The organism is Rhizobium sp. 01T444, assembly GCF_056398305.1.
Genome location: NZ_JBFTPD010000018.1, coordinates 80,916 through 107,469, shown reverse-complemented (window position 1 = coordinate 107,469; position 26,554 = coordinate 80,916). Strand labels below are relative to the sequence as shown.

23 protein-coding genes and 2 pseudogenes are annotated in these 26,554 nt (G+C 60.3%); 13 read left to right on the top strand and 12 right to left on the bottom strand.

Annotation, left to right across the window (positions count from 1 at the left end; genetic code table 11):
* Nucleotides 1–112 precede the first annotated feature (112 nt).
* Together AC1DTN_RS23190 and AC1DTN_RS23185 are read left to right on the top strand one after the other, a co-directional pair.
* On the top strand, nucleotides 113–847 hold the full coding sequence (locus AC1DTN_RS23190; RefSeq protein ID WP_477922795.1) for a helix-turn-helix domain-containing protein: 735 nt from the start codon (nucleotides 113–115) through the stop codon (nucleotides 845–847).
* Nucleotides 825–2,771, top strand: a complete 1,947-nt coding sequence (locus AC1DTN_RS23185) for a hybrid sensor histidine kinase/response regulator (RefSeq protein ID WP_477922793.1) — start codon at nucleotides 825–827, stop codon at nucleotides 2,769–2,771. Before AC1DTN_RS23190 ends, AC1DTN_RS23185 begins: the two co-directional genes overlap by 23 nt.
* Nucleotides 2,772–3,058: 287 nt before the next feature.
* On the opposite strand, the gene AC1DTN_RS23180 is transcribed toward AC1DTN_RS23185, so the two are convergent.
* The 3 genes and pseudogenes from AC1DTN_RS23180 to AC1DTN_RS23170 all read right to left on the bottom strand — a co-directional run bounded on the left by AC1DTN_RS23180 (nucleotide 3,059) and on the right by AC1DTN_RS23170 (nucleotide 5,174).
* Nucleotides 3,059–3,706, bottom strand: coding sequence for a BON domain-containing protein (locus tag AC1DTN_RS23180; protein WP_477922792.1), 648 nt, complete (start codon nucleotides 3,704–3,706; stop codon nucleotides 3,059–3,061).
* A 125-nt stretch (nucleotides 3,707–3,831) separates the two neighbouring features.
* Nucleotides 3,832–4,095 (bottom strand): PDZ domain-containing protein, encoded by a 264-nt coding sequence (locus AC1DTN_RS23175; protein ID WP_477922791.1) that lies wholly within the window; start codon nucleotides 4,093–4,095, stop codon nucleotides 3,832–3,834.
* Nucleotides 4,096–4,203: 108 nt separating this feature from the next.
* Nucleotides 4,204–5,174: pseudogene (locus tag AC1DTN_RS23170) on the bottom strand (zinc-binding alcohol dehydrogenase family protein).
* A 297-nt stretch (nucleotides 5,175–5,471) separates the two neighbouring features.
* Here AC1DTN_RS23170 and AC1DTN_RS23165 point away from each other — a divergent pair.
* The 3 genes from AC1DTN_RS23165 to AC1DTN_RS23155 all read left to right on the top strand — a co-directional run bounded on the left by AC1DTN_RS23165 (nucleotide 5,472) and on the right by AC1DTN_RS23155 (nucleotide 7,516).
* Complete coding sequence (locus AC1DTN_RS23165; RefSeq protein ID WP_477922790.1) at nucleotides 5,472–6,539, top strand: IS110 family RNA-guided transposase; 1,068 nt, start codon at nucleotides 5,472–5,474, stop codon at nucleotides 6,537–6,539.
* Nucleotides 6,540–6,804: 265 nt separating this feature from the next.
* Nucleotides 6,805–7,104: a hypothetical protein gene (locus AC1DTN_RS23160; RefSeq protein ID WP_477922789.1), complete on the top strand. Its 300-nt coding sequence runs from the start codon at nucleotides 6,805–6,807 to the stop codon at nucleotides 7,102–7,104.
* A gap of 1 nt (nucleotide 7,105) precedes the next feature.
* On the top strand, nucleotides 7,106–7,516 hold the full coding sequence (locus tag AC1DTN_RS23155; protein ID WP_477922788.1) for a universal stress protein: 411 nt from the start codon (nucleotides 7,106–7,108) through the stop codon (nucleotides 7,514–7,516).
* A 423-nt stretch (nucleotides 7,517–7,939) separates the two neighbouring features.
* Here AC1DTN_RS23155 and AC1DTN_RS23150 read toward each other — a convergent pair whose 3' ends face one another.
* Nucleotides 7,940–8,398: a pyridoxamine 5'-phosphate oxidase family protein gene (locus tag AC1DTN_RS23150; protein ID WP_477922787.1), complete on the bottom strand. Its 459-nt coding sequence runs from the start codon at nucleotides 8,396–8,398 to the stop codon at nucleotides 7,940–7,942.
* Between the two features lie 129 nt (nucleotides 8,399–8,527).
* Here AC1DTN_RS23150 and AC1DTN_RS23145 point away from each other — a divergent pair, with 129 nt between their 5' ends.
* The 8 genes and pseudogenes from AC1DTN_RS23145 to AC1DTN_RS23110 all read left to right on the top strand — a co-directional run bounded on the left by AC1DTN_RS23145 (nucleotide 8,528) and on the right by AC1DTN_RS23110 (nucleotide 16,954).
* Entirely contained in the window at nucleotides 8,528–9,349 is an 822-nt protein-coding gene (locus AC1DTN_RS23145; protein WP_477922785.1) for a universal stress protein, read from the top strand.
* A 288-nt stretch (nucleotides 9,350–9,637) separates the two neighbouring features.
* Complete coding sequence (locus AC1DTN_RS23140; protein ID WP_477922861.1) at nucleotides 9,638–12,316, top strand: cation-translocating P-type ATPase; 2,679 nt, start codon at nucleotides 9,638–9,640, stop codon at nucleotides 12,314–12,316.
* Between the two features lie 66 nt (nucleotides 12,317–12,382).
* Nucleotides 12,383–13,216: a universal stress protein gene (locus AC1DTN_RS23135; RefSeq protein ID WP_477922783.1), complete on the top strand. Its 834-nt coding sequence runs from the start codon at nucleotides 12,383–12,385 to the stop codon at nucleotides 13,214–13,216.
* 1,258 nt (nucleotides 13,217–14,474) lie between these two features.
* Entirely contained in the window at nucleotides 14,475–14,780 is a 306-nt protein-coding gene (locus tag AC1DTN_RS23130) for a hypothetical protein (protein ID WP_477922781.1), read from the top strand.
* A gap of 192 nt (nucleotides 14,781–14,972) precedes the next feature.
* Nucleotides 14,973–15,419 carry a pyridoxamine 5'-phosphate oxidase family protein gene (locus AC1DTN_RS23125; RefSeq protein WP_310389137.1) on the top strand — a complete coding sequence of 149 codons (447 nt, stop codon included), beginning with the start codon at nucleotides 14,973–14,975 and terminating at the stop codon, nucleotides 15,417–15,419.
* Between the two features lie 68 nt (nucleotides 15,420–15,487).
* Nucleotides 15,488–15,820 (top strand): hypothetical protein, encoded by a 333-nt coding sequence (locus AC1DTN_RS23120; protein ID WP_310389139.1) that lies wholly within the window; start codon nucleotides 15,488–15,490, stop codon nucleotides 15,818–15,820.
* Nucleotides 15,821–15,882: 62 nt separating this feature from the next.
* Entirely contained in the window at nucleotides 15,883–16,047 is a 165-nt protein-coding gene (locus AC1DTN_RS23115; protein WP_477922779.1) for a hypothetical protein, read from the top strand.
* Between the two features lie 27 nt (nucleotides 16,048–16,074).
* Nucleotides 16,075–16,954, top strand: a pseudogene (locus AC1DTN_RS23110) (IS5 family transposase).
* A gap of 378 nt (nucleotides 16,955–17,332) precedes the next feature.
* Here AC1DTN_RS23110 and AC1DTN_RS23105 read toward each other — a convergent pair.
* From AC1DTN_RS23105 to AC1DTN_RS23070, 8 genes are all read right to left on the bottom strand, one after another.
* On the bottom strand, nucleotides 17,333–18,211 hold the full coding sequence (locus AC1DTN_RS23105) for a DUF4365 domain-containing protein (RefSeq protein WP_477922777.1): 879 nt from the start codon (nucleotides 18,209–18,211) through the stop codon (nucleotides 17,333–17,335).
* A 177-nt stretch (nucleotides 18,212–18,388) separates the two neighbouring features.
* Complete coding sequence (locus tag AC1DTN_RS23100) at nucleotides 18,389–18,922, bottom strand: NADH-quinone oxidoreductase subunit B family protein (protein WP_477922775.1); 534 nt, start codon at nucleotides 18,920–18,922, stop codon at nucleotides 18,389–18,391.
* A gap of 12 nt (nucleotides 18,923–18,934) precedes the next feature.
* Nucleotides 18,935–20,449, bottom strand: a complete 1,515-nt coding sequence (locus AC1DTN_RS23095; protein WP_477922773.1) for a hydrogenase large subunit — start codon at nucleotides 20,447–20,449, stop codon at nucleotides 18,935–18,937.
* Between the two features lie 13 nt (nucleotides 20,450–20,462).
* Entirely contained in the window at nucleotides 20,463–21,926 is a 1,464-nt protein-coding gene (locus AC1DTN_RS23090) for a hydrogenase 4 subunit F (protein WP_477922771.1), read from the bottom strand.
* The gene (locus tag AC1DTN_RS23085) at nucleotides 21,923–22,588 is read right to left on the bottom strand and encodes a hydrogenase-4 component E (protein WP_477922769.1); all 666 of its coding nucleotides are present in this window, start codon (nucleotides 22,586–22,588) and stop codon (nucleotides 21,923–21,925) included. Before AC1DTN_RS23085 ends, AC1DTN_RS23090 begins: the two co-directional genes overlap by 4 nt.
* A complete protein-coding gene (locus AC1DTN_RS23080; protein WP_477922767.1) occupies nucleotides 22,588–23,544 on the bottom strand; it encodes a respiratory chain complex I subunit 1 family protein in 957 nt (318 codons plus the stop codon). The genes AC1DTN_RS23085 and AC1DTN_RS23080 overlap by 1 nt, the downstream gene beginning before the upstream one ends.
* Nucleotides 23,535–25,556 (bottom strand): hydrogenase 4 subunit B, encoded by a 2,022-nt coding sequence (gene hyfB, locus AC1DTN_RS23075; RefSeq protein ID WP_477922765.1) that lies wholly within the window; start codon nucleotides 25,554–25,556, stop codon nucleotides 23,535–23,537. The genes AC1DTN_RS23080 and hyfB overlap by 10 nt, the downstream gene beginning before the upstream one ends.
* On the bottom strand, nucleotides 25,553–25,942 hold the full coding sequence (locus tag AC1DTN_RS23070) for a helix-turn-helix domain-containing protein (protein ID WP_477922763.1): 390 nt from the start codon (nucleotides 25,940–25,942) through the stop codon (nucleotides 25,553–25,555). The genes hyfB and AC1DTN_RS23070 overlap by 4 nt, the downstream gene beginning before the upstream one ends.
* Nucleotides 25,943–26,554: the final 612 nt, after the last annotated feature.

The following is a 26,554-nucleotide window of genomic DNA, read 5'->3' as shown; positions in this document are numbered from 1 at the left end:
TTCGCCTGTTACGGATTGTTACACAATCGCACTAAGTCTTACGCTTCTCGCATTCCGGTGTCATCAGGCTTCGGTCAAATCCAGGCCACGCAACGGCAGATGGAGCCACGACATGCAAGCGGTATCAAACATCCATTCACTCGAACGGCCACCGCCGCATGGAATGATCGACTTCGCGCCCCTGTTCATGCGCCAGACCATCGAGGCTGCCCAGTCGGGAACCACGATCTTCTTCGAGGGCGACGCCGCCCGCCATGTGTTTCGCATCGTCCGCGGGAATGTCCGCATATGCCGGTTCCTTCCCGACGGCCGCCGCCTCATCATCGGTTTCCTTGGCGCGGGCGACCTGGTCGGCTTGTCATTTCGTAACCGCTACATGTTTGCAGGCGAGGCTATCGATGACGTGGCCTTCACCCGGATGAACAAGCGGACGCTGGAAGAGGAACTGCAACTCGTGCCTGATTTCCGGCTTCAGCTTCTGTCGCAACTTCGCGACGAAATCTCGGCGGCACAGGACCACATGCTCCTGCTGTCGCATAAGAACGCCGAGCAGCGTGTCTGCACCTTCCTTCTTCATCGGCTGGAGCGGAACGAGGGGCGGGACGGCCGGGCGATCAGTCTGCCAATGGTGCGCGCCGACATCGCCGACCATCTCGGCATGACGATCGAGACCGTGTCGAGGACGCTTACCAAGCTGGTCGCCAAGGGCATACTATTGCCTGCGGACAAGCATCAGTTCAAGGTTGCAAGCCGGTCGTCACTGGCCCGCGCCGCCGACGAAGACCCGGACGACGTGTTCGAGGACGAAGACGCAGGAGCGCGCTATGGTGGAACACGCTACCAGTGAGACGGACCTGGACCGGATCGTGCGCATGTTCGACGGGGCCAACCTGATCGTCCACGGCTTCGACGGCGTCATCCAGCGCTGGACCTCGGGCTGCGAGCAGCTCTACGGATGGTCGGCGGCGGAGGCGGTCGGAAAGGTCGTCCACGATCTCTTGGAAACGCAGTTGCCGGCCGGCGTCGACGAGCTCCGGGCGGAAGTTCGTGCCAACGGCTTCTGGACGGGACAGGTGTCGCACCGGCGAAAGGACGGGGGCCGGCTGGCGATCGTGACACGTTGGACGGCTTTGGATCTTGGCAAGCCGCACACGCTCATCGTCCAGTCGAACAACGACGTGACCTTCATGCATCAGGTCGAGGACGAGCTGCGGGAGCGGCAGGCACACCTCCAGTCCATCCTAGCCACGGTCCCCGACGCAATGATCGTGATAGACGACAAGGGTTGCATCGCCTCGTTCAGCACCGCGGCGGAAAAGCTGTTCGGCTACTCCGCGCACGAGGCCATCGGGCAGAACGTCTCGATGTTGATGCCGTCTCCAGACAGGGAGGCTCACGACGGATATCTGGATTCATACATTCGGACCGGACGCCGCCGGATCATCGGTTACGGGCGCGTGGTCGTCGGCATACGGAAGAATGGGACCACCTTTCCGATGGAGCTCTCGGTCGGCGAGGCGATCGCCGGCGGCAAGCGGACGTTCACGGGCTTCGTCAGGGATCTGACGAGCCGCCATCGCGTCGAAGCCGAGCTGCGGCAGTCGCAGAAGATGGAGGCAGTCGGACAGTTGACCGGAGGGCTCGCCCACGATTTCAATAATCTGCTGGCCGTCATCAGCGGAAATCTCGAAATGCTGGAGGCCCGTCTTGCCGAGCCGGGGCAGTTGTCCCTGCTGCGAGAGGCGCAGTCCGCGGCCGACGACGGCGCCAGACTGACCTCGCAGCTTCTGGCGTTCGGAAGGCGGCAAGCTCTCGCTCCGAAGGTGCTGGACGTCGGCGCCCTGCTTGGAGAGTTTTCAGACCTCGTCCAGCGAACGCTCGGCGACTCCGTCGAGCTCCGGACGATCATTCCTGGACGGCGGCTGAGCGCAATGGCGGACAAGGCGCAGCTCCAGAGCGCGATTCTCAACCTTTCGATCAACGCGAGGGACGCGATGCCCGCCGGCGGTCGGCTAACGATCGAGATATCCGGCGTCGAGATCGATTCAGACTACGTCGGGATGTACCCGGCGATCCGCCCCGGTAGATACGTCCTCATATCGGTCACCGATACCGGCACCGGAATGACGCCCGAGGTAATGGAGAGGGCTTTCGAACCGTTCTTCACCACGAAACCGACGGGCTCGGGAACGGGGCTGGGACTTAGCATGGTTTACGGTTTCGCCAAGCAATCCGCAGGGCACCTGCAGCTCTACAGCGAACCTGGCGAGGGGACTACGGCACGTCTCTTTCTTCCACGTGCCGACGCCGGAAAGGGTTCCCATCCGGACAAACAGCAGGCCGAGGACGCCCCGTCTCACGGAACCGAAACCATTCTCGTGGTCGAAGACGACGCGAGAGTTCGCAGAGTCACGGTCAGCCGTCTGCAGGCTCTTGGCTACTTCGTGATCGAAGCCACAAACGGGCTCGACGCGTTGAAGGTGCTGGCGGCGGGGCACGACATTGAACTGCTGTTTTCAGACGTAGCGATGCCCGGCATGAATGGCGACGAACTCGCCCGTAAGGTTCGCGAGCGCTGGCCGAGGGTGAAAATTCTTCTCACGTCCGGCTTTTCGGAGCCCCACGCTGCGGAGAAAGAGATCGAAGCGGGCGCGGGCTGGCTAAAGAAGCCGTACACGGCGTCGGAGATGTCGACCCGTCTCAGGCTGCTGCTCGACGCGAGCCATGATAGCGATTCTGCTCGACTGAAGGATATCAATTCAGAGAAATGAACCCGAACCTCAATCGCGCTGCCGCTGCGCCGACGGCATCGAGGCCGATATCTATCTTCGCGGAAGATCCCAGCAGCCTACGTCCCCAAGTCGCTCTCCAAGAACAACATAGGTTTCCCTGCGCTCGCGACGGCGGCTCTGTATTGGCAGGTGCGGAATTTCATTTCGAAGACGAAAGCTGCGCGCAAGTCGATCTCAAAAATTGTGGCTATGCAAGAGCGCTCAGCGGCGCCGTTGCTGCTGAGTGCGGTGGGAGCGGCTAACGTCTAACCGCCCCCGATATTCGATCATCCGACCGTCAGCCGATCGCCGAGAGTGCTGATCCCCGGAGCGGACCATGAAGCGCGCTCCGCCGCTTGCCGTTCCGACCATGTCTTCACCTTGCCGGAGAGGATAACCTTTCTGCCTTTGACGTCGATCCTGATTGCATCGGCCTCAAGAGCGGCGTCGCGCTGGAATGCATCCTCTATGCGCTTCTTGACATCTACGGCCGTAACGCGGGGCTTCAGCTCCACTAGGTTGGATACCCCCACCACACCGGCGAGATCGCGCACTGCGTCGTAAGCTGCGTTCTTTTGATATTGCCACTCGACCTCGCCCCGCAGGGTGACCCACCCCTTGAGGACCCGCACCTGCACCGAATCTTTTGGCACGGAAACGTTCCAGTCGAGCATTTTGACAGCTCGCCGGGCGATGTCGTCGTCGTCTGTTTCCTTCGGCCCGAAAATCCGGACCTCGATATCTGCTGCTATTCCGCGTACGCCCTTCACGCGACTAGCCACCCGCTCTGCGGCTTCTTTCTCCGCGTAGGTGCGCGCGTGACCGGTCAGTGTGACAATCCCGCTATCGACCGCGACGCCGATATCGGCCGCATCGATGCTCGGCTCGAATTCCATTTCGTCGAGAATGTTCTGTCTGAGTTGAATGTCGTTCATGACAACCTCCTTCAGGTTTGGGACATGCCGATCGTGACAGCAGCCGCAGAATCTCGTCGTTGATCTTCATCAAGCACGAGAGCGACGCTGGGATTTCAGCGGACAGTACACCGTCTCCGGGGCCGCTACTGACAATGCACGCCGACGGCCACGAAGAGGCGGTGGCCGCTCCTCACGACGGTGACGAGAGCGCGGGCATGCTCCTTCACGAGAATTGCGAGTAGTCGCCCGACTTCCGTCGCCGGCTGCTGGTCGACAGCGACGATAACTTCGTCCGGCTGCAGGCCGGCCTGTGCCGCGACCGAACCTTCGGCGATGACGACACGTGCGCCGAGATCGTCGGGCGAGTTCGCCATCTCGACGTCCGCGAGAGGGTAACGAAGCGACATGTCTGGTCTCCTCGCGACTGCGCCGCAGGTTGTCGGTGGAAATCCTGACGAAGAAGCTCCCGTTTTGACCGACCGATCCGCACTGATCCTCGTCAACGAGGATGGCGGCTATGGCACGATAATGGCTGCACCGGTGATGCGGCCTGCCCGCAGGTCCTCGAGAGCTTCGTTTGCATGTTCAAGCGCGTAGACGCTCGTGACGCATCTGACCTCGGCCGCCTTCGCCATCGAGAAAAATTCCGCCCCGTCGCTTCGAGTCAGGTTCACCACCGAGACGACCCGCCGCTCGCCCCAGAGTAGACGGTAAGGCATGCTTGGGATGTCTGACATGTGGATGCCGTCGCAGACCACCGTTCCTCCCTTCCGCACCACGTCGAGCGCCATCGGCGCGAGCTGACCGACCGGTGCGAAGATTGATGGCGGCGTCGAGCGGCACCGGCGGCCTTTCACCGGAGAACCCGGCCCAGACGACGCCAAGATCAAGCGACCTTCCGTCCGGCCTCGTCTCCAGGACGCACGAACGCATAGACGCTCTGGCCCCGATGCTTGCACACCTGCGCGAGGATGTGGGCGGCTGCGCCGAACCCGTAGATGCCGATCGTCCTCCCTCGCCCGCCATCTTCAGGGATCGCCACCCGATAAGGCCCGCGCAGACAAGAGGCGCGGTAGCCACCGGATCCATGTCGTCAAGCAGTTCGAACGCGTAGCCCGCCTCGACGACCGCATGCGTCGTGAAGAAGCCGTCGATGGTGTACCCAGTGAAGCCAGGCTCGTCGCAAAGGTTCTCGCGGCCCTCTCCGCAAAAATGCGCAATGGCCATAGGTGTGGCCCAATCAGGGTACCCCGGACTTTTCGACCGATAAGACGCCCAGGAGCGTCCTCGCCCGTTCCGATCACGGTTCCCACAAGTTCATGTCCTGGAACGAGAAGCTTTGGCTGGGAAAGGTCTCCGTCGCAGACATGAAGGTTCGTCCGGCAGACGCCGCAGGTCACCACCTTGACGACGAGCTGGCCAGGCGGCGCTGCCGGGTCCTGCCGCTCCACGAGACGGAGCGGCCGCGCCACCTGTTCAGTACCATCGCCCTCAGTTCCCCCCGATCGGCACGGGCCATCGCTGTAATCGTATCAGCACCGACCTTGGCTTGACCCCGGTCGAACATCCGGATTGATGCTCGTCAAAGACGGATTGCCTTGCGGGAGATAGGCTTCTGGACACAGCGCCACGACCTCATCCAAAGGAGGTGGCATGAAAGAGGCCGCGCCCATTGAGAGAACGGATCACTGAGATGCAGGTGATGATCGAGGGACAGTCACACTTCCAGCCTTTCGGCTTATCCTGTTGGGGTTTCGCAGATCTCAACAAGGGAGTTGGAAGCATGACTGCCTCTTATAATTACCATATCGGCGTGGATTACCACAAATCCTATAGTCACCTGGTGGTGCAGGATAGCAGTGGCAAGACGCTGCGATCCGACCGCGTGAAGAACGATCGCCAGTCGCTCGGTGGGTTTCTAGAGCGGTACCGCGAGAACTCGCATGCGGTTGTCGAAGCGACGCGCAACTGGATGGTGATGTACGACTGGCTCGACGACATTTGTGATGATGTCGTTCTCGCCCACCCSTTGAAGGTCAAGGCGATCGCCGACGCCAAGATCAAGACCGACAAGATCGATGCSACGGTGCTGGCGCATCTGCTGCGGGCCGACCTGGTGCCGGAGGCCTGGGCACCTGGCGAACGCGCAAGAGAACTGCGCGTCGCGCTGCGCGAGCGGATGTTTTACGTGCGGCTGCGCACGATGACGAAGAACCGCATTGTCACGGTGTTTGATCGCTATCCCGAGCAAACGGCACAGCTGAAGAAGCTCGGCGATCTGTTCGGCAAGGCCGGCCGCATTCAGCTGGCGCAGGTCAACGTCCCAGAGATCGACCGCGTCCAGATCGACCGTGGCCTCGACTTCATCGGCGACATTGACGTGCGCATCAAGCAGTCGGAAGCAACGATCCGGGCGATGACCAAGGCCAATGCCCATGTGAAGGTGTTGAAGACAATCCCCGGCATTGGCGAGTTCTTCGCCCGGCTGATCGACGCGGAGATTGACGATATATCCCGCTTCCGTAACCCGAAGAAGCTTGCCGCCTATGCCGGGCTTGTGCCGTCGACCTATTCGAGCGGCGGCAAGACCTTCCACGGCAAGATCATCAAGCAGGGCAAAAAGTGGCTGCGTTGGGCCTTCGTGGAAGCGGTTTCTCCCGCCATCGCTACAGATGCGCAGCTTCGAGCCCAATACGACCACCTGAAGATCAGAGGAACCAACAAGGCGCGCGTGGCGATTGCGCGCAAGCTTTTGACGATCGCCTTCCAGATCCTGCGTGACCAGCGCGCCTACGAGCCGCGCGGCACCAGCACCACGGAAGGCGCGTCGACGATATCCCGGTTGTCCTGATGTCGTTCTAGCGAGCCCGGCAGGACTGGGCTGCGCTCTTCAAGGAGAATGGGAAACCGGGAGCCGAACGCCACTCTGTGACCGAAGCCGAGGCATCAGGATCACGAATTGGAGCATGGTTCGAGAACCGAAGGACATCTTTGTCCTGCGGAAGATAGACGTTTAGCCGATCGGCGAAAATGCCGGTCAAATAACAAATGAACCCAAGGAAAAGCCCGCAAATGCTGGTGTTTTGCCCCCTTGTGTTCTTTCATTGGAGACCGACATGCGCGAACAAGAAGAGGCACGCAAGACAGCAACCGACTTGGCCACAACCATTCCTCCCGTCGAGCGAACGTCCGCAGACCTTGTTCTCGGACGTCGAGACGAGGACCGCTGGGAAGTGACGGCAGCGACGCCGCGAGGCGAGGCGTGGGCGAGAGACCATTTCTGCTGCGCGCTCCGGCAATCCTTCACTGGCACCATGTGTCTCGACATCATGAGCGCCGATCGGCTTCTCAAGGAAGCGCATGGCGATGGACTGACCACCGAGTTCGTCAGCCTGTGTGGCAAGGACATTTACTGACATGTTCACCACAGTCGTCTGCGCCATCGGCCGAGGATCGCGGCAACGCGTGATTCAGCTTATCGAAGCTGGCCGAGCGCAGCTTGCCGCCAACGGAAGCCTCCACCTCGTTCACGCGGTGGAGAGCCTGCCCTCGTCGGCCTCGCCGGACGATTGGGCGGTCGAGGTGATGGCCGCCGCCGAGACCAGACTTTCGGAAGCTCTGCGGTCGACCGACACTCGTGCTTCGATACAAGTCCGCGCGGGCAACCCGTCGCAGGTCATCGTCGCCATTGCAAAGGAGATCGCCGCCGATCTCGTTGTGATCGCCTCTCACCGGGACGACGTGCTCGACCGGGTCTTCGGCTCAGTCGTGGATCATGTCGTGCAGCGAGCACCATGCTCCGTGCTCGTCTTGCGAACGACCCGGTGACGTCGCGCGCTTCGCACAACCGTCTTTGCTTCGGCCTCGAGAGCCTGACTGGCGGCGACGTCACGACGCAGTTCGGCCGCGTGCGACAACGTTCGTGACCCGACCTCGTACAGCCGCGCCACTACCTTGGAATATTATTCCAGCTCGCTCTCAACGTAGTCCGAAAGGACCTCGACCGCATCACCGTTGTCGATGCTACAGACAAGTCGAGCCAGGAATTCACAGTATCGTAGCCCCGTCGTGCGGCAGACCCCAAATCCGTGGTGACCTTGACCGACGCAGGGAGGGTCTCGTCTTGAATCAGAGCCCCGCGCGAAAGATGGGTGCGAGGTTGAAGTTAAAAGTGGCGCTTGGATGGAGGCTGGGGAGATATGGCATGTGGTGCTCCCTTTGTGAGATGTAGGATGGCTTGGGCATCGACGGTCATTCCGATCTGATCGCGCTCCGTCCAGACACGGCCGTGACGACAATGCCGTAGAAGACATGCGGTGAGCCTTCGAGTATGGGGAGCTCGTGGGGCTTCATGGAGCCGATCTCCCACCAGTCGGAATACTTTTGGAGAAGCGACCAAGCATGGAGCCTTTCGCTTCGTCGCGGGTCGCTGTCTGGAAACTCCTCGAACCGACCGTCGACGACGACGCTTTTCCAACCGCCGGCGGCGGAACGCTGCTCGACGTGAAGGCAGACCTTGTCGTTCCCTCGCATCCAGTCGAGTTTCTTGCCAGGCATGGTGAAGCTATAGGCGACGCCGCTGGAAAAGGCGAAATAGATCGCCGCCACGTAAGGCTGCCCATCCTTGCCGCAGGCGAGATGACCGAAGCGCTCGTTCTCAAGGATCCGGTAGCACTCACCGGGATTGATCTCTGTCAGCTTGATCGTCATGGCCGTGTCCTCCAGTTTTAGTAAAGGAAAGATCATAGGAGCTTCGTTGCGCCGGGGCCTTGACAAAGCGCAATGTGGCCTCTCTCTGCGGAATGCATCATGACGGCAGATTAACCACAGGAGGCCAGCATGAAGCCGCAGTTCCATCTCCCGTTATCGACCTATCCCGACTCGAGTTCCTTCACCATAATCGACAATGCTATCGACCTCGCTCGGCAGAACGACGCCGAGCTCATCGCCAGCATCCCGCAAGTCCGGATCCCCCCGATTCATCAGCCCTTTCCCACTCTTATCGATGTTGACACATGGCGGGAACAAGCAGAGGGCTACAGCCGGGACAGCGGGACTTCGCTGGGGAAACACGTCGCCGACGCTGTTTCAGAAACTGGCTTCGAGGTGGGAATCCATGGATTCGAGGCGACTGAGCCGTTCGTGTACGAACGCTTTTCCGAAATTGCCAGGTGCCACGACCTTTCCATCGTCGAGGCCTCGGAACTCTCCCGCCAACTTTCCGAGACGCTGCTGTTCGGAAGCGGCCGTCCACTCGTGCTGTTTCCTGCCACCAGCGTCTGCTCTCGTGTGGGCACGATCGCCATTGCCTGGGACGGCAGCGCCACCGCAGCACGTGCCCTATCCGGCGCCCACCTTTTCGTCGAACGTGCGACCACGGTGCAGGTCATCTCGATCACCGACGACAAGGAGATCGACGCGGCGAACCGCTCGCTACTGATCTCTTCTTTGAAGCACTCGGGATTCGAAGTGGAAGACGTATCGATCCAGGCAGGTGGAGAGACCGCGACCGCTGCGATCCAATCGGCCGCGCTGGAACGAAAAGCGGACCTCCTGGTCGCGGGCGGATTCGGCCATTCCCGGCTTCGTGAATTCATCCTCGGCGGCGTCACTCGGGAACTTCTCGTCAAGGCCGAGCTACCAGTGCTTCTTGCCCATTAGAGGGCGCGGAGGGCGTTAATGGCTCCGAGCCGACGGACAAGCTCGTCCTTCATTCTCTGCAAAGCGGTCTGTACCGAGCTTTTATTCGTTTTTATCGCCCTTCGATCTTGCCGGATCAATCTCCGTCCACACGCGATGACGTCGGAATACCGATCCATGCACGTCAAATCGTCTGCAGCATATCTAATCCGATCTGAGCTCCTTGATCCCGGTCAATGCCGCGTGCCCGAGGGTGCATAGGCTGTCGCGTGAGCTTTCAATGAAATCGTTGCGACAAGCCCGGAACCCATCATGAATCTCACGGCGCAGACACCCGCCCCCGCGACGCCCAAGGCAAACGGACTGACGAGCGTCGAGGCCGAGGAACGCCTTGCCGAGCTCGGGCCAAACACGCTGCCCGAGCCTGAGCCTCCATCGCCGCTGAAGGTCTTCCTCGTTCAATTTCGCAACCCGATCATCTACATCCTTTTGCTGGCGTCGGCCCTCTCGTTTGCGACCGGCAGGATCGAAGACGCCCTGTTCATTCTCGTCGTGCTTCTGATCAATGCCTCCATCGGCACGTATCAGGAGTATTCTGCAGATCGGGCGGCCGCCGCCCTTCGCAAGCTCGAGCAGCCGTCGGCCAGGGTCATCCGGGACGGCGTGGCTTGCCGGATCGAGGCCACGCGGCTGGTCGTCGGCGACCTCGTTCTTCTGGAATCCGGCGACCGAATCCCTGCCGAACTGATGCTTGTCGATGCAAGTGATCTCCGGTGCGACGAGTCGCTTCTGACCGGCGAGTCGAAACCGGTCGCCAAAGGGCGGACCGTCGGAGGATCGTCGAATGAACCCCCCAGTTCCATGCTGCTCGCGGGTTCGCTGGTGACACGCGGACGAGCCCAGGGCGTCGTGACCGCTACGGGTACCGCGACCATGCTTGGCGGCATCGCCACCGAGTTGGGAAGAGCCAGTTCGTCGCAGCCCCCGCTTGTTGTCCGTCTGGCGAAGTTCACGAATGCGCTCGCGGTTTTCGTAGGATTGGCAGCGTTGGTGCTGGTCGTCGCGGGCTTTATGCGAGGCCTCCCTCTGCACGATCTGGTCATGATGTCCGTAGGTCTGGCGGTGAGCGCTGTTCCCGAAGGGCTCCCGATCGCGGTCTCTGTCGCGCTTGCCGTCAGCATGCGGCGGATGGCCGCCCGCAACGTCATCGTCCGAAGCATGCCGGCCGTTGAGGCCCTGGGTTCGACCACAATGATCGCCACCGACAAGACAGGGACCTTGACCAGCAACGTGCAGACAGTGACCGAAATTCGACTGCCGGACGGCACGGACATCGCCTTGGACGCGCATGCTGATCTCGACAGGTGCGAGATCAGGGCGAGCGGCCTGGGCGGCGACCTGGTCCGCGAGAGGGCGCGCAGTCTGCTACGCGCCGCACTGCTTGCAAACGAAGGAAGCCTCGTTCGCCGGGACGATCTCTGGGTGGCTGCCGGCGACACGGTCGACGTGGCGCTTCTTGCAGCAGGGCGAAAGGCGGGGCTGGCACAGGAAGAGCTGAACGACCGATACCCGCTGGCGGCAAGGATCGCCTACGAGCCCGAGCACAAATACGCCGCATCCTTCCACCACGGCAGCGATCGGATCCATGTCTTCGTCAAGGGGGCGTCGGAAGTGCTCATCGAAATGGCGGATCGGATGGACGTCGCGGGCAATGCCGTCGACATCGACCGTGCGTCGCTTTTGGCGCAGAAGGAAGAAATGGCCGCTCGGGGGCTCAGGGGGCTCGCGTTCGCCGAAGGGGAAGTCGGCGCGAAGCTGGCCGGAAGCCTCGGACACGGTCACCTTGTCGATCTCGTGTTCTTGGGACTGGCCGGACTGCAGGACCCGGTTCGACCTGAAGTGCCCAACGCTATGAAAGACTGCCGCGCGGCCGGCGTGGAGGTCGTGATGGTAACCGGGGACGACCCGCGGACCGCTGCCGCGATTGCCAGAGATGCCGCCCTGGGCTTTCACGCCAGCCAGGTCATTTCGGGCCACGACGTCGATCAAGCTGCTCGAGCGGGCGACCAACGGCTGGACGAGATTACGAGAGAGGCCCGCATCTACGCCCGCGTGCAGCCGGCGCAGAAGTCGGCGATCGTCGCATCCCTGATCCGCAATGGCCACATCGTCGCAGTCACCGGAGACGGCGTGAACGACGGTCCGGCGTTGAAGAAGGCGCATGTCGGCGTCGCAATGGGGCTCAGGGGAACCGAGGTGGCAAAGGAAAGCGCCGATCTCGTCGTCACGGACGACAACTTCGCATCCATCGTCGCGGGGATCGCAGAAGGTCGGGCCGCCTATCGCAACATCCGCAAGGTGGTGCTGATGTCGGTAGCAACAGGCGCCGCCGAGGTCCTGCTCTTCATGCTCGCGCTGCCGTTCGGCCTGCCTATGCCACTCCTCCCTGTTCAGCTTCTATGGCTCAATCTTGTGACAAACGGCATCCAAGACGTCGCCCTTGCCGGCGGCAGGCCGGAAGGAGACGAACTGGCGGGGCCGCCGCGTTCTCCGCTCGAGCCCGTCCTCGACCGGACGATGATCCGGCGCGTCATCCAATCGACGGTCGTGATCGGCGGAGTAGCATTCCTGGCGTTCCAGTGGATGATTGCGCATGGATATGGCGTTCTCGAAGCCCGCAACATGACGCTTCTCATCTTCGTGCTGTTCGAGAACGTCCAGACTCTGGCATGCTCCTCCGAAAGACGATCGATATTCTCCATCGATATCCTTCGGAACCGCTTCCTGCTCATCAGCGTGCTCGCGGCACAGACGATCCACATCTCGGCGATGTACGTGCCATGGCTTAGCAGAACTCTTGGCCTTTCGCCGATCACGCCTCTTGAATGGGGTCTCAGCATGCTGATGGCGAGTTCCCTCGTTCTCGTGACCGAGGTCGACAAGTTCTTCTCCCGGAGACGCCGCGATCGTTCATCCCGTGTTGCTTGACGAAGATCAAAGACGTCAGCGCAAGTGCCGCTATCCTTTCGATCTTCAACAAGAGAGGTGATCGAAATGTCCATTCGCACGGTAATGAGCATCCTGACTTCCAAATATTTCGACGAAGACCTGAAGGCCGCCGTGGAGTTTTGCGGAGCCTCCGGAGCGCATCTCAGCGCGGTCGTGATCTGCATGGGTGCGTCGCCGATGATGGGAGAACACAACTCCCTGTCGACCGTTTGGCTGGACGAACGCCAGCGCGAAATCGAGGAACTCGTCAAGAAAGCCGAAGAGATCAAGGCGTATCTCTCGCGCACCGAACTGTCTTACGATGTGCAGGATGTCTATACGGAATATGCCTTTGCGCGGGAGGACATTGCAGAACGCGCGCTCTATGCCGACGTCGTCCTCGTCGGCCGCCAAGCGTGCAAGGACGAGGAACTCCAGAAACGGGTCATGGATGGCGCGCTGTTCCAGACGCCGACGCCGGTCATCATCAACCGCGGACGGCGGCCGCTCTCTTCCACTTCAAAGTCGATCGTACTGGCATGGGATTCGAGCGACGAGGCGTCGCGTGCCGCAAGGCAGGCCCTCGACCTGTTGAAGACGGCGGAATGCGTCTACGTGACGATGGTCGATCCAGTCTCGCGAGAGCGGGTGAATGGAGAAGAACCAGGCGCCGACATCGCAAGCTTCCTCTCCCGTCACGGGGTCAAGGTTCAGGTGGATCGTGTGGCCAGCGGCGGAAACAGGCCCGACGAGGTCCTGAGGCAGCATGCGATGGACGTAAACGCCGATCTGATCGTCATGGGCGCATACAATCACCCTCGCTGGCAGCAGACGCTCTTCGGAGGCGTGACACGCAACATGATCGAGCAAAGCAGCACGCCAATATTCATGGCACATTGACGGGGGAGGACACGGTCGCGCTCCGTGAGCGGTCGCGCCGGAGGCTAGCGCAGAGCAACTGCAGTCGCCACAACCGACCGAGCCAGCCGACCGCTCGTATCTAGCCTCAATTCCGCATTAGGTTGAATAACCGCAACCGCTTTCCATGACATAGCCGGTGAAGCGAGGTCCATCAGCTTTCCCGTTGGTCAGGCTGAAAGGACGACCCCCGCTACCGATAGGGCTACCTCGAAAGTTTCGAGAGGCGACTAGCCGCCCTCAAGGACGAGGTCCATGCCTATCAGGCAGACGCAGCAAGCGGTCAGCTATGGGATATCACCTTCAACGAGATTGTCCGCTACAGATGGATGACCGAGGTCTGCAACATAACGATCACTCTTTTGGATTTCGCAATCGCGTTGTCGGACGCGAATGACCGGCTTCGGCCTGACATCATCACCCGGATAAGACGTCACAATGGTGACGTCGAAATTTCGTCTTTCGTCACAAAGGCAGTCAAGACCCAGTTGCAACGGGTTGACGGCGAACAAGCCGCTCCTCGGTTGTGATCGTGTTCATCTCACAAGCTAGGGAAGAACAAGAGAGGCGGGGAATTGTCGGTGCGACGATCGGATTCTTTGCAGCCGCGACGGCTGCGGCCTGCATGCTTGTATCGAGTCTTTGCTGGTTCTAGACCGACCCGTAAGGCGAGTGCGTTTCGGAGATAGCTGCCCATGAATAGCGCCCATCCCCGAAGTTGTATGTTGGATTGGTGCGCAAGTGACAAGGCGTCGGAAACTGCCCAGACCATCAGTTCTTAGCAACGGAATGGAAATGCCATGAGAACCATCCAAGTTCTCACTTCCTGTTTATTCCTTGCCCTACCGATTGCAACGTATCCATCGCGGGGCCAGTGCTTTCGGCCGACTCCGCCCGCGCGACCATCGATTCTGGTCAACTCGAGGGAAGCACGTCGCACGGCATCGTCACCTTCAAGGGCATTCCTTAAGCGTTGGAAAAGCTGCGGGCACTTCGGGCCGGGAAACTTGTTGAAGGCGGTTCCGGTCCGCCGTCTGGGACGCCCAAATCATCGTTAAGTCCGATGACGTCTGGATACTACATGCGGCCGTCTTCAAAGCAAGTCCAACCGGATCGGATCCGAACGGCCGGCGCCAACTCGGTATTTTTACAATGATCCTTGATTTGCCTCAATGCACTAATCGAATTGAAGGTCATCCTAACAGTTTGGATGAACGCATCCCTCTTCAGGAGCGATACTATGCTGAGAGCAAAGCGCGACAGTATCGGTGGCCCGCAAGGCAGCGCGATACCGTCTTTGGGGGAATTTGAGGGCCGTGCCTTCGTTCTCCGGGTGATGGCGACTGTTTCCCTAACGAGGCTATTGAGGCGTCGTGATGCCAACGGCCAAACCGAGCTCATAAAGGCACTTCAGCGCACTATCGAACGAAAATGTGCGCGGGCGAAATTGCCTGGCGCTGATATCGCCGCTGCTTCGAAATATGCAAAAGAGATGTTTGACGAAGCTCTGGATATGGCAGGTGGATCTGCAGCTCCAAGGCAGTGAGGTCCTGAGCCCTGAGTAGGAAAGGGCAATCCGGCAGTCGTCGCCGACTTCAGGATCCGACGTCATCACGTCAATCAGTTTTGATTACGCGTCACCGATATCGCTTCAGGCGGACACTCGAACCGCCGAAATCCATAGCCAGCGGGCCTATCGTTACCCGATCGAAGATCCATATAACAAGGTAAGGCAATTATGAACATTCGGGAAATGCCATACAAGGAGTGTATTGCCGTCGTTAAAAGACAACGGCTTGCAAGGTTGGCATGCGCTCACGCCGACATCCCCTATGTTGTCCCTGTTCAATATGCATGTGCCGATGACAGGCTGTATATCTTCACTTTGCCCGGCAAAAAGTTGGAGATCATGAGACAGAACCCAAATGTTTGCGTCCAAATTGACCAGCTCAAAAGCAAGCACTCTTGGAAAAGTGTAATTATCGACGCGAGATATATTGATCTTGAAGGCGACGAAAGTCGCGAAGAGAAGCATCAGGCTTGGTCTCTGCTCGCGCGACGTCTCGATTGGTGGGAGCCAGGCGCTTTGAAGCCGCCATCCAGATGGACAGATGCAGTTGCAAAGACGCACATCTTCTTTGCGCTCGATATAGTCGATGTAAGCGGCCGCGCCACGGCAAGCTAACCGAGGGAGATTTCGCGAAGTGAAGAAAGCAAAGAGCCGCTTTCTCGTCTGACCAAAGGATTTCTGCCATGCCAAAAATCGAAGGTCAAAATTCTGGTGACCACAGTATTGCCACTGCACCAACAAGTGGAGAGATTGAAGCCCGCCTTCTTGTTCTCGAGCTTATCGCTTTGAGTTGCTCGATAAGGTTGCTCAGTCTCCACGATGGACAGGAAACGGCAGACCTGACCGCAGATATACTGCGCGGCGTCGAGATTGCCGGCCGAAATCTGGGGCTTCATTTCCGAGACATAGTCGATGCGCAAAACTACGCGGAAGATTTGTTGAGAGATGCTCAAGTCCAAGCAGATGGTCTTGAGGACATAAAACATGCATGCCTAAAACTGAAAGAGGAAAGGTAACGATAATTTTGGGGGAATTAAAACTTAGGAGATCAGCTGTATAACCTGTCGCTGCAATAACGATGTCTGGAGCATTGGTGCAGGGATCGAATTTCAACGGTTACGCCTATGAGTGTTTGGTCGCAAGCAGCGGGATTGATCTGAATACGATGCCGCATAAGCACAATTCGGCCCGCCGCCATCACATCGGCAAGATGAACTTCAAGGTGACGAACTGGGCGGAGTAGGAGGCAGGCCTTCGCCCGCGCGGCAGCCTGACGCTTTGGATGAGCGCGGAAGCTCTGTCGTCATGGCAGGCACCGAAGCGCACAACGCGTGGCGGCGAGCCGCGTTATTCCGATCTGGCAATCGAGCCCTGATGCTGGGCCTGGTGTTCGGCCTGCGGCTGCGTCAGACGGAGGGTTTGCTGACATCGGTGCTGCAATTGATGGGATTGGATCTCTCCGTGCCCGATCACACGATGCTAAGCCGACGGGCACGGACGGAACGATCCTTTGACTTGCGGCAAGGCCGCTCGGTTTCAGCAGAAGGACCTATCCACGTCCTCATCGACAGCACCGGCCTTGAAGTTTACGGTGCCGGCCAATGGCTTGAGCAAAAGCACGGTGCTAAGTCACGGCGGGGATGGCGCAAACTGCATCTGGCTATGAATGCCGGCAGCGGCGAGATCATCGCTCACGTTGTGACCGACCAGGATATCGGCGACGCCTCGCATGTGGAGCCGCTGCTCGAACAGATCGACGCCACCATCGGACAGTTTACCGCCGATGGTGCCTATGACGGGAAGCCGACCTACAATGTCGTCACGAGGCACAGCACCGGCGCCACGGTCGTCATTCCGCCGCGCTCCAACGCGGGCGCCGCCCGGATACAGAGACCACCAACCAACGCGATCGGAATATAGCGTCGATCAACGCCGACGGGCGGATGAAATGGCAAGCTGCGACCGGCTACGGCAAGCGTTCGCTCGTCGAGACCGCGATAGGCAGGTACAAGTCGATCATCGGACACCGACTGCGAGCTCGGTCCTTCGCAGCACAGCAGACGGAAGTTGCCATCGGCTGCGCCATCCTCAACCGCATGGTAGCATGCGGCCGCCCGAAGTCCGTTCGCCTCATTGAAACCACAGCATAAACGACGGTATCAAAGACCAGATTCTGAAGGAGCTTCGATCCCCGCACCAACGCCCATCTCCGCTCTCGCGCGTCCGTCGACTCCCTGCTCCGATCGTTTTAGGGGCGAACGCTTGATCTTTTAGGGGATGGCAGCGGCCGCCACGGGCGTCGTTTGGCGCGACGTCGCCGGACGTGCGGAGCAATTGCCCGGCTGACCTTGAACAATCCCGCGCCGCCCCCGGCGTTGCGAGCAATGCTACGCGATCGCAAAATAATGGTTTCTGGACCAGGAGCGATGCTGGCGCCATCTTCGCTGAGCTTATACGTACCGGCTTTATCTTGCTCAGCGTTGTGCCTGCCGCCTCTTTGATCCCCAAATCCGATCTGCGCGGCATCGTCATATGTCTTGATCACGATCTCCGCGAGAAACACCCCGGCTCCGCCAGAACGCCTCTTCTTCTTGCGCGGTGACATAACCCTCGGATTCCGGGGCGCGCGGCTCCTCTTCGTCGGGATAGCCCGTCGCCAGAAATTCTTCGGCCTCGAGGTAGGCCTCTGCTTCGGTTCGAAGTTCGACCTCGAGAACATGCACGGCAACTTCTTCGGAATATTCCTTGATAGGCTCGGCGTAGGAGTAGGTCGCCCAGGGGAATAGCCTGGTCATGACGTCATGCAGATTGTCTGCCCGAAGATGATAGTCGACCCGAAGATCCGGCTCATCCCCCTCCCCTTCGCCGATATAGATCTGCAGGTTGGAAAAGATCGCGGTTCTATCACCCCACTCGTCCCACACGAAAAAAGTTGTTCGATCTTGAACCTCCTCCATGAGTTCTCGATCAAGAGCAAAGGCAGAGCGCATCAGCGACTCCTGATCGGAGGCAATGACGTCGTCAAAAAACAGCCTGGCGTTAGCGTCCAACATGTTGGCTGCCGGAACAACCACCTCCCACCCCGATCCGGTTTCCGCGCGGCTCCCCTTGTCAGCTCTTTGCCATCGCATCATCCCGCTGTGGGCATCGACGATGACGATACAGACCGGCAACAAGTGCTTCGCCCAGTAATCGACGTGATTGTGTCGGCAACGATGGATGTAATCGCCACCGTCCTCCGCCCATGATGGTATCGATCTGATTTGAAGGGGCAGGAACTTTCCAGTTGGCCGACCGCTATCAAGAATCTCAGCTCGTGCATCGATGCCGACCTTCGAATAGGGCAGCCTGCGAAAAGACCACTTGAAATCCCGGACAAACATCTTCTCGACAGCATCCGTTGCCATGCATGCAGGGGGATCCGCCCGATGACCGCCCAGCGCAGGTTTATGCTGCCGGCGCGGCGGTGGTATCGGTGGCGCGACCCAGTGGCAGATTGTCGCGAATAGCCTGACCGTTGCCGCGGTCAGTGTAATGATTGCAATGATTCCAGCCTTCACAAGTCGAACCATCGAAACTGCCCGTCACGAAACGCGGCCCTCCTCGTTCACATCTTCAAGCAGCCCGAGCAGACCCTTGAGGATATCCACCGGTGAAGGGGGACATCCTGCAATATGCAGATCGACGGGCACGACCTTCGAAACCCCGCCAAAGACGGCATAGCTGCCTGCGAAGCAGCCTCCATCGCGACCACAGTCGCCGAGGGCAACGACCCATTTGGGGTCGGGCGTGGCAATGTAGGTGCGTTCGAGTGCCTGCGCCATGTTCCTGGTCACCGGGCCGGTCACCAGCAGCACATCGGCATGCCGCGGCGAGGCGACGAAACGAAGACCGAAGCGCTCTATATCGTAGAAAGCGTTGCTGAGGGCGTGCATTTCCAGCTCGCAGCCGTTGCAGGACCCTGCATCGACGGCGCGGATCGACAGGCTGCGTCCAAGCCGTCGGCGCGCGCTCCTTTCGATGGCGGCGGCGAGTTCTGTCATCGCTGCGTCGGAAACCGGTGGCCTCGGCTCTGTCAGCGGCGACCGTATGAGACTTTCAAAGAGGAGCTTGCGCATCAAGGCCTTCCTTCAGAGATCGTGACCGGAATAGGAACAGTTGAACGACTTGTTGCAGAGTGGAAAGTCCGCAACGATATTACCCTCGATCGCTGCCTCCAGCAGCGGCCATTGAAACCAGGATGGATCGCGCAAATGGCAGCGTTCGATCCCGCCCTCCCGGCTCAGCCGCAGCCAGACCAGCACATCGCCGCGAAAGCCTTCGACGAGCGCCATGCCTTGCCGGCTTTCATTGATGAAGGGAATATCCCTCACGATCGGACCATCCGGCAACCGATCGAGGATCTGGCCCAGCAGGGATAGGCTCTGCTCGACTTCGCGAATGCGGATCCAGACGCGGGCGTTGACATCGCCCTCGTTCAGCACCGGAACCTCGAATGAAAGCTGGTCGTAGGGCGGATAACGCAGGGCATCCCGCGCGTCGAAACCGCGCCCGGAGGCCCGCCCGACGTAACCGCCGGCACCATACTGGCGGGCAAGTTCGCCTTGCAGCCTGCCGGTCCCGACCATTCGGTCCTGAAGCGAGGCCGTGTTGTCATAGAGTTCCACCAAGGCCGGCAATTTTCGCGGGATTTCATCAAGCAGAGCCTCCAGGCTGGCGCGTCCATCTGCGCCGAGGTTGACCGCAACGCCGCCGGGGAGGATGCGATCGCGCATCAACCGGTGGCCGAAGGCTGTATCGGACGCACGAAGCACACGTTCGCGCAGCACGCCGCAATGGGCCAGCATCAACGGAAACGCGGCGTCGTTGCAGATGGCGCCGATATCGCCGAGATGGTTGGCGAGCCGCTCCAGTTCGGCCATCAGGGCCCGCAGCCATACCGCGCGGGGCGGGACAACAAGTCCGGCCGCTGCCTCCGCCGCCTGAGCAAACGCATAGGCATAGGCGACCGTGCTGTCGCCGGACGTCCGCCCAGCGAGCTGCGCTCCGCCGAGCAAATCCCTGCCGACCATCAGTGCCTCGATCCCCTTGTGGACATATCCGAGACGTTCTTCGAGACGGACGACCGTTTCGCCGTTGGCCGTGAATCGAAAATGCCCCGGCTCGATGATGCCGGCATGCACCGGGCCCACAGGGATCTGATGCAGACCGTCACCCTCTGCACGCAGGAAGGTGTAGGGAAAAGGCTCGGTCAGGGTTGCCGCCCGCTCGCCAAGTGGGTAGCGCAGATTCCAGCGTCCATGATCCAGCCATGGGCGGATGTCCGGCAGATGCTGTGGCTCCAACCCGGTAAGGTCGCGAATTGCCCGCTCCAGCCGCAGCGCGGGCGGATGATGCCGGGCAACGGATGGATAGCCATCTGCCTGCCCCTCAAGACTGACAATAGCGACCGTACTGGCGGGTTCATCCAGGAGAGCCATGTGAACGGCGTGCTTCTCTCCCCAAAGGCCGAGCAGGGTCAAATGCCCTTTCGCGAGCTCTAGTGTCGCCGATGCCCATACCGCCGGATCGACGACAGCCCGCGGCCAGGGCGCATGATGTTGAACCGCACCCCCGTTCTCAATCAGATCGCTTAGCGCCGACATCTCTTCCCCCGCATCATCGAAGAAGGTTGGCGATATTCTGGAACCAGGCGACCAGCGATGGCGGCAGATAGACGCCGGCGACGAGCACCAGCGCGAGATGAGCGTACATCGGCAGATATGACACCTGGGCCGGCGCCGTGTTGCCGCGCGGCTGGCCGAAGACGGCCCCTGTTAGCCTGAGCAGCAGAGCGCCGAAAGCGATCAGCAATCCGAAGACCAGCGGAATGGCAAGCAACGGCTGCTTGGCGAAGGTCGAGCTGACGATCAGGAACTCGCTCATGAATATCCCCGCCGGCGGCAGGCCGGCGATAGCGATGACGCCGGTGAACAAGCCCCAGCCAAGTCCCGGATGCGTTTCGCTCAGGCCGCGGATGGCGGAAAGCCTCTGCGTTCCTTTGATCTGGGCGATATGGCCGACGGCAAAGAAGATCGCCGATTTGGTCAGCGAATGCATGACCATATGCAGCAGCCCGGCGAAATTGAGGATCGGCCCGCCCAGACCGAAGGCAAAGACGATGATACCCATGTGCTCGATCGAGGAATAGGCGAACAGGCGCTTGATGTCGCGGCGACGGTAAAGCATGAAGGCGGCGAAGATCAGCGAGGCAAGGCCCATCGTCATCATCAGCGGTCCGGGAGCAAGCGCCTCGGGACTGGCCGACAGTAGCATCTTGAAGCGCAGCACGGCATAAAGCGCGACATTCAGGAGCAGGCCGGAAAGGACCGCCGAGATCGGCGTCGGCCCTTCGGCATGGGCGTCCGGCAGCCAGGCATGCAGCGGTGCGAGACCGACCTTGGTGCCGTAGCCGAGCAACAGAAAGATGAAGGCGACGTTGAGAAGCGCCGGATCGAAGGCGGCGGCATGGTCGATCAAGATGGTCCAGACCATGGCGTCGTAACCTTCGCCCACCACCGGCTGCGCCGCCAGATAGACCAGAATGGTGCCGAAGAGCGCGAAGGCGATGCCGACGCTTCCCAGTATGAAATATTTCCAGGCGGCTTCGAGCGCTTCATGCGTGCGGTAGAGGCCGACCATCATCACGGTGGTCAGCGTCGCAAGTTCGACGGCAACCCACATCAGGCCGATATTGTTCGACACGAATGCGAGATTCATACCGAACATCATGATCTGATACATGGCGTGGTAGAAGCGGATGTTTGCCGGTGTCAGCCGCCCGGTCTCCAGCTCGTGGGCAATGTAGCTGGCGCTGAAAACGCTGGTGGTGAAGCCGACGAAGGTGTTGAGGACGATGAAGACGATGTTGAGATCGTCGACGAGGAGATATTGTCCGGGTGCCGGGCGATCGGTCACGAACAGGCAAAGGGCGGCAAGCAGGGTCAGCAGGCTTGCAAGGACGTTGAGTCTCGCTGTCATCCGGTAGCCGGGCAGGAGCGCCAGAAGGGCCGCCGCCGCAATCGGTATCAAGAGGACGGCCGTTACAGCATCGAAGGCCAAGACAGGGGACAAAATGTTCATTTTCGCCTCCTTCCCTTGAAATCATCGAGCGCACGGACATCGACGGTGTCGAACCGCTCGCGGATGCGGAACAGGAAGACGCCGATGACGATGAAGGCGATGAGGATCGAGAAGGCAACACTGATCTCGACCACCAGCGGCATGCCCTTGGCACCGGTTGCGGCAAGCACCAGCCCGTTTTCCAGCGACATGAAGCCGACGACCTGGCTGACGGCATTGCGGCGGGTGACCATGATCAAAAGCCCGAGCAATAGCACCGACAAGGCGAAGGCGAGATCCTCCCGCGCCAGCGGATCCGCCTCCGGCGTCACCCGCAGCATGACCACCGTCGCCAGCGCCACGAGCCCGATACCGGCAAGCATCGTGGGGCCGATGCCGACGACCGTCTCTATCTCGCGGTGAATGCCGAGCTGGCGGATCATGCGGTGGAGCACGACCGGAATGACGATCGCCTTGAAGACGAGGGCGATTGCCGCCGTTACATAAAGATGCGGCGCATCCTGGGTGAAGGCCTGCCAGGCCACTGACAGCGTCAGTATCAGCGAGTGCAGGGTGAAGACGTTGAGCAGCGCATAAAGGCGATCCTGATAGAGCATCATCATGCTGGCCAGCACCAGACCGCCGGCGAGCATGTGGGCGATGTCGAAGACCGGTCCGTCCATCAAAGACTCCTCGAGACGAACCGCAGGAGGGTGGCGAGCAGCGCGAGCATCAGTGCCGCGCCGAGGAATTCGGGCACGCGGAACACGCGCATCTTGGCCGTTGCGGTTTCAAACAGCGCGAGCAGCGCTCCGCCGGCCGCAAGCTTGGCGAGGTAGGCGAGCAGGCCGGCCGGATAGGCGGCAGGGCCGGCGCCCAGGACGGCCTGTTTCCACGGCGCAAAAATGCAGGCGATCAGCGAGATGTAGAGCAACAGCTTGAGCGATGCCGCGAGCTCGATCATCGCGAGATGGCGTCCGGAATATTCGAACACCATGGCTTCATGCACCATGGTGAGCTCCAGATGGGTCGCAGGGTTATCGACCGGAATACGGGCATTTTCGGCGATCGCGACCATGACCAGGGCGATCAGGGCGATCGCCAGGGAAACACGCAGGCCAACCTGCGATGAGGTCATGAAAGCGGCTATGGACGAAAGCTGGGTCGAGCCGGCGATGAGGGCGAGCGTGAAGATGATAAGCAGCATCGAAGGCTCGGCGAGCGTCGCGATCATAACCTCGCGGCTCGATCCGATGCCGCCGAAGCTGGTGCCAACATCCATGCCGGCGAGTGTCAGAAAGAAGCGGGCGCTGCCGAGCAGCGCGACGATAGAGATCAGGTCCGCGGTCCAACTGAAGATGAGGCCGGTGGCGAAGGTAGGGATGATGGCCGCTGCAACCCAAGTGACGGCGAAAATCAGGTAGGGCGTTACCCTGAACAGCCAGGAGGCATTTTCGGCGAGCACCACCTCCTTGCGCAGAAGCCTCAGCAGGTCACGGTATGGCTGGATCACGGAAGGCCCCCTCCGACGCAACAACCGCGCCTTGATGAGGCGTATGAACCCTGTCAGCAGCGGCGCAAGCAGCACGACGAGCGCCATCTGGAATGCCTGGACGAGAAGAGCTGTGATCAGGACCATAGCGCCAGCACCAGAAGCAGGAAGACGAGCGCGAGGAAGACCAGGCTCAGATAACGCCGGATCGTGAGAAACTGCAGGCGGTTGAGCTTTTCGGCCACAAATCCGACGGCGCCTGCGATCGGCAGGTAAAGCCCTTCCCATATCAGATCATGTGTCTCGACGGCAAAATGTGCGGAACGGAGATCTCCGGGCGCCGGCATGTCGACCCGCTCGCGCGCCCGCAAGATCAGCGTGCCGAAAACGCGCTGGACGGGCTGGGCGAAGCTGCCGCCGCCATATTGCGTCATCGGATTGACCTCGGGGAAGCCGCAATCCCAGGCGGGCGCCCGGCGCAGCCGCCGCGACGCGAAACGGTGGATGAGATAGGCCGTCAGCGACGCCGAAGCGAGAGTGAAGAGGAAGACCAGCAAGCCGTTGTAGGAACTGCGGCTTTCGGCGATCGGCACGATCGACAACCAGGGAATATCCGCCTGGACCGGCATTCGGTCGCCGATCAGCGACAGCGTCACCGGCGCAAGGCCGTCGATGACGATCCCCGGCAGGATGCCGGCAAGAAGGCAGAGCGCCGCCAATATGGACATTGCCGCATGCGAGAAGCGATCGACCTCCAGCGCCTGTTCGGCGACGACGGTTCGAGGACGGCCGAGGAAGGTGACGCTGAATGCCTTGACGAAACAGGCGCCAGCCAGCGCCGCCGACAGGGCGAGCAGCCCGCCCACCGCCGGCACCAGGATCTTCAGGCCCCATTGCGGCAAAGCAGGGCTTTGCAGAATCGCCTGGAATGCCAGCCATTCGGAGACGAAGCCGTTGAACGGCGGCAAGGCGGAGATCGCGACACAACCGATGAGGAAAAGGAAGCTGGTAACCGGCATGCGGTGGATGAGGCCGCCGAGCTTGTCCATGTCCCGCTCGCCCGTTGCCGTCAGCACCGCACCGGCGCCGAAGAAGAGCAGGCTCTTGAAGAACGAGTGGTTGAGAGCGTGAAACAGCGCAGCCGTCAGCGCCAGCGCGGCCGCCAGATCCATGCCGTTCGCCTTGAAGGCAAGCGCCAGGCCGAGGCCTACGAATATCACGCCGATATTTTCGATCGTGCTGTAGGCAAGCAGACGTTTGAGGTCCCTCTCCATCATCGCATGCAGGATGCCCAGCACAGCCGTGCCGCCGCCGAGCACAAGGACGATGACGCCCGACCACCATGTCGGCGCGCCGATCAGGTCGAAGATCACGCGGATGAACGCATAGACGGCGACCTTGGTCATGACGCCGCTCATCAGTGCCGAAACATGGCTCGGCGCAGCCGGATGTGCCAGCGGCAGCCAGACATGCAACGGGACGAGGCCGGCCTTGGAACCGGCGCCGAGCAACAGCAGGATGAGCACGAGACCAGCCGTGAACGGCGTATGGTCGGACATCCGCATGGCGGCAAAACCATAGCCTCCGTCAGCCCCGGCAAGCAGCCCGAAGGCAAGCAGCAGCGCGAGCGTGCCAAAGCTCGCCATGACGATATAGAGATAGCCGGCCTTGCGGTTGCCGGCGTCGCGATGATGGACCATCACCATGGCCCACGAGGCGAGCGACATAAACTCCCAGGAAATGAGGAAGGTAAAGGCATCATCGGCCATTATCACAAGGTTCATGCCGGCGAGAAAAGCCGGAAAGAACGGCAGCACCCGATGCGGCGCGTGTTCGTGACGGCCGTAGCCGAGACCGTAGAGGCTGGAGAGCATGCCGCCGAGATTGACGATCACAAGGAACAAGGCCGCAAGCGCATCGATCCGGAAATGGCTCCCGAGCCATGGCAGGCCGAGAGGAAGGACAAGCGCCGGAGTTTCAGCGGCAGGGAGAGCCGCAGCAAGATAAGCGAACGCAATAACGAAAGCGATGGCGGAAAAAACCAGGCTTGCACCGTAGATGACAGGCGTGGACGAAGCCGAACGGGCGATCGACACGGCGAGCACAGCTGTCCCGAGGAGCGCCGCAACACATGACAACAGGACGGAAACCGATGTCACGGTTCATCCCTCGCTGCAGGAAAGGGTCTTGATGGTTCGGTCGCTCCGCTCTCGGATGACTTGAGTTTCGCCCTGAGCCTGACGCCTCGCCCACCATCGGTGCTGGCAGCCCCCTCGTTGATCACCTCGACACCGGCGCTTTCCAACGCGGCCAGCAAACGCATTAGGGAGTCGACATTGCCGCGCACCACATCGGCGCTCGCTTCCATGCGTTGAATTGTCGGGACAGATATGCCCGCCAGTTCGGCCAGTTGGCGCTGGTCGATACCGAGAAGGGCCCGGGCGGCCCGCATCTGAGCGGCGGTGATCACGACTGAAACATCGCTTATCTTGCGCAGTCTCTGACAATTGACATCTATGATGTGCCTATTGATGTCTGAAATCAATATTTTGATGCGTCAGCACCGTTTTGCCTTGAACCGCTGCTTGGGCGTTGTAACGTTGTCTGCAGCTTAACGGTTGATGGACAATGGCAGTGAGATGAGCACGTCCATCATCAGCTATAAGAATCACCGCTTGACCCGAATGGGCGCGTGATCGAAACGATCTGGATCGGGAAAACCACTACTGCTTTTGGAGCCACGAGCTCGGGAACAAGATTTGGGCCGGATTCGCAGGTCACCATACCGGCCAGCGGCCTCTGAAAGTGCCGCAAAGAAAGGCCTGACAGAAGACCGCACTCGATCACCTCAAAAAGGTCAGAAACTACTTGCGCAACGGACGGCAACCACAGAAGAGCAGTCCGAAATCGTACGCGGCCCTTATCAACCAAAGACAGCGACGGCGACGCTCCACAGACGTGATGACTTCAATCGGATGCTTAGTCAAAGGACTATCCCAGTGTTCGGACTAGGACTTCCGATGTTCAGCGCCGCCTCACAAGGCGGTCTTCACCGTGGGCCTACAGTAAAATCCACACAGGCGCTAATATACGACGTTTAAGGTCAGCCCAACGACGTCACTATCGACCCTACTGGATCCAGAAGACGCCGCAATTT

What these genes read in the sequence shown, in the direction of transcription:
- AC1DTN_RS23190 (WP_477922795.1), top strand. Translation starts at nt 113, where the DNA reads ATGCAAGCGGTATCAAACATCCATTCACTCGAACGGCCACCGCCGCAT.
- AC1DTN_RS23185 (WP_477922793.1), top strand. Translation starts at nt 825, where the DNA reads ATGGTGGAACACGCTACCAGTGAGACGGACCTGGACCGGATCGTGCGC.
- AC1DTN_RS23180 (WP_477922792.1), bottom strand. Translation starts at nt 3,706, where the DNA reads ATGAACGACATTCAACTCAGACAGAACATTCTCGACGAAATGGAATTC.
- AC1DTN_RS23175 (WP_477922791.1), bottom strand. Translation starts at nt 4,095, where the DNA reads ATGTCGCTTCGTTACCCTCTCGCGGACGTCGAGATGGCGAACTCGCCC.
- AC1DTN_RS23160 (WP_477922789.1), top strand. Translation starts at nt 6,805, where the DNA reads ATGCGCGAACAAGAAGAGGCACGCAAGACAGCAACCGACTTGGCCACA.
- AC1DTN_RS23155 (WP_477922788.1), top strand. Translation starts at nt 7,106, where the DNA reads ATGTTCACCACAGTCGTCTGCGCCATCGGCCGAGGATCGCGGCAACGC.
- AC1DTN_RS23150 (WP_477922787.1), bottom strand. Translation starts at nt 8,398, where the DNA reads ATGACGATCAAGCTGACAGAGATCAATCCCGGTGAGTGCTACCGGATC.
- AC1DTN_RS23145 (WP_477922785.1), top strand. Translation starts at nt 8,528, where the DNA reads ATGAAGCCGCAGTTCCATCTCCCGTTATCGACCTATCCCGACTCGAGT.
- AC1DTN_RS23135 (WP_477922783.1), top strand. Translation starts at nt 12,383, where the DNA reads ATGTCCATTCGCACGGTAATGAGCATCCTGACTTCCAAATATTTCGAC.
- AC1DTN_RS23130 (WP_477922781.1), top strand. Translation starts at nt 14,475, where the DNA reads ATGCTGAGAGCAAAGCGCGACAGTATCGGTGGCCCGCAAGGCAGCGCG.
- AC1DTN_RS23125 (WP_310389137.1), top strand. Translation starts at nt 14,973, where the DNA reads ATGAACATTCGGGAAATGCCATACAAGGAGTGTATTGCCGTCGTTAAA.
- AC1DTN_RS23120 (WP_310389139.1), top strand. Translation starts at nt 15,488, where the DNA reads ATGCCAAAAATCGAAGGTCAAAATTCTGGTGACCACAGTATTGCCACT.
- AC1DTN_RS23115 (WP_477922779.1), top strand. Translation starts at nt 15,883, where the DNA reads ATGTCTGGAGCATTGGTGCAGGGATCGAATTTCAACGGTTACGCCTAT.
- AC1DTN_RS23105 (WP_477922777.1), bottom strand. Translation starts at nt 18,211, where the DNA reads ATGGCAACGGATGCTGTCGAGAAGATGTTTGTCCGGGATTTCAAGTGG.
- AC1DTN_RS23100 (WP_477922775.1), bottom strand. Translation starts at nt 18,922, where the DNA reads ATGCGCAAGCTCCTCTTTGAAAGTCTCATACGGTCGCCGCTGACAGAG.
- AC1DTN_RS23095 (WP_477922773.1), bottom strand. Translation starts at nt 20,449, where the DNA reads ATGTCGGCGCTAAGCGATCTGATTGAGAACGGGGGTGCGGTTCAACAT.
- AC1DTN_RS23090 (WP_477922771.1), bottom strand. Translation starts at nt 21,926, where the DNA reads ATGAACATTTTGTCCCCTGTCTTGGCCTTCGATGCTGTAACGGCCGTC.
- AC1DTN_RS23085 (WP_477922769.1), bottom strand. Translation starts at nt 22,588, where the DNA reads ATGGACGGACCGGTCTTCGACATCGCCCACATGCTCGCCGGCGGTCTG.
- AC1DTN_RS23080 (WP_477922767.1), bottom strand. Translation starts at nt 23,544, where the DNA reads ATGGTCCTGATCACAGCTCTTCTCGTCCAGGCATTCCAGATGGCGCTC.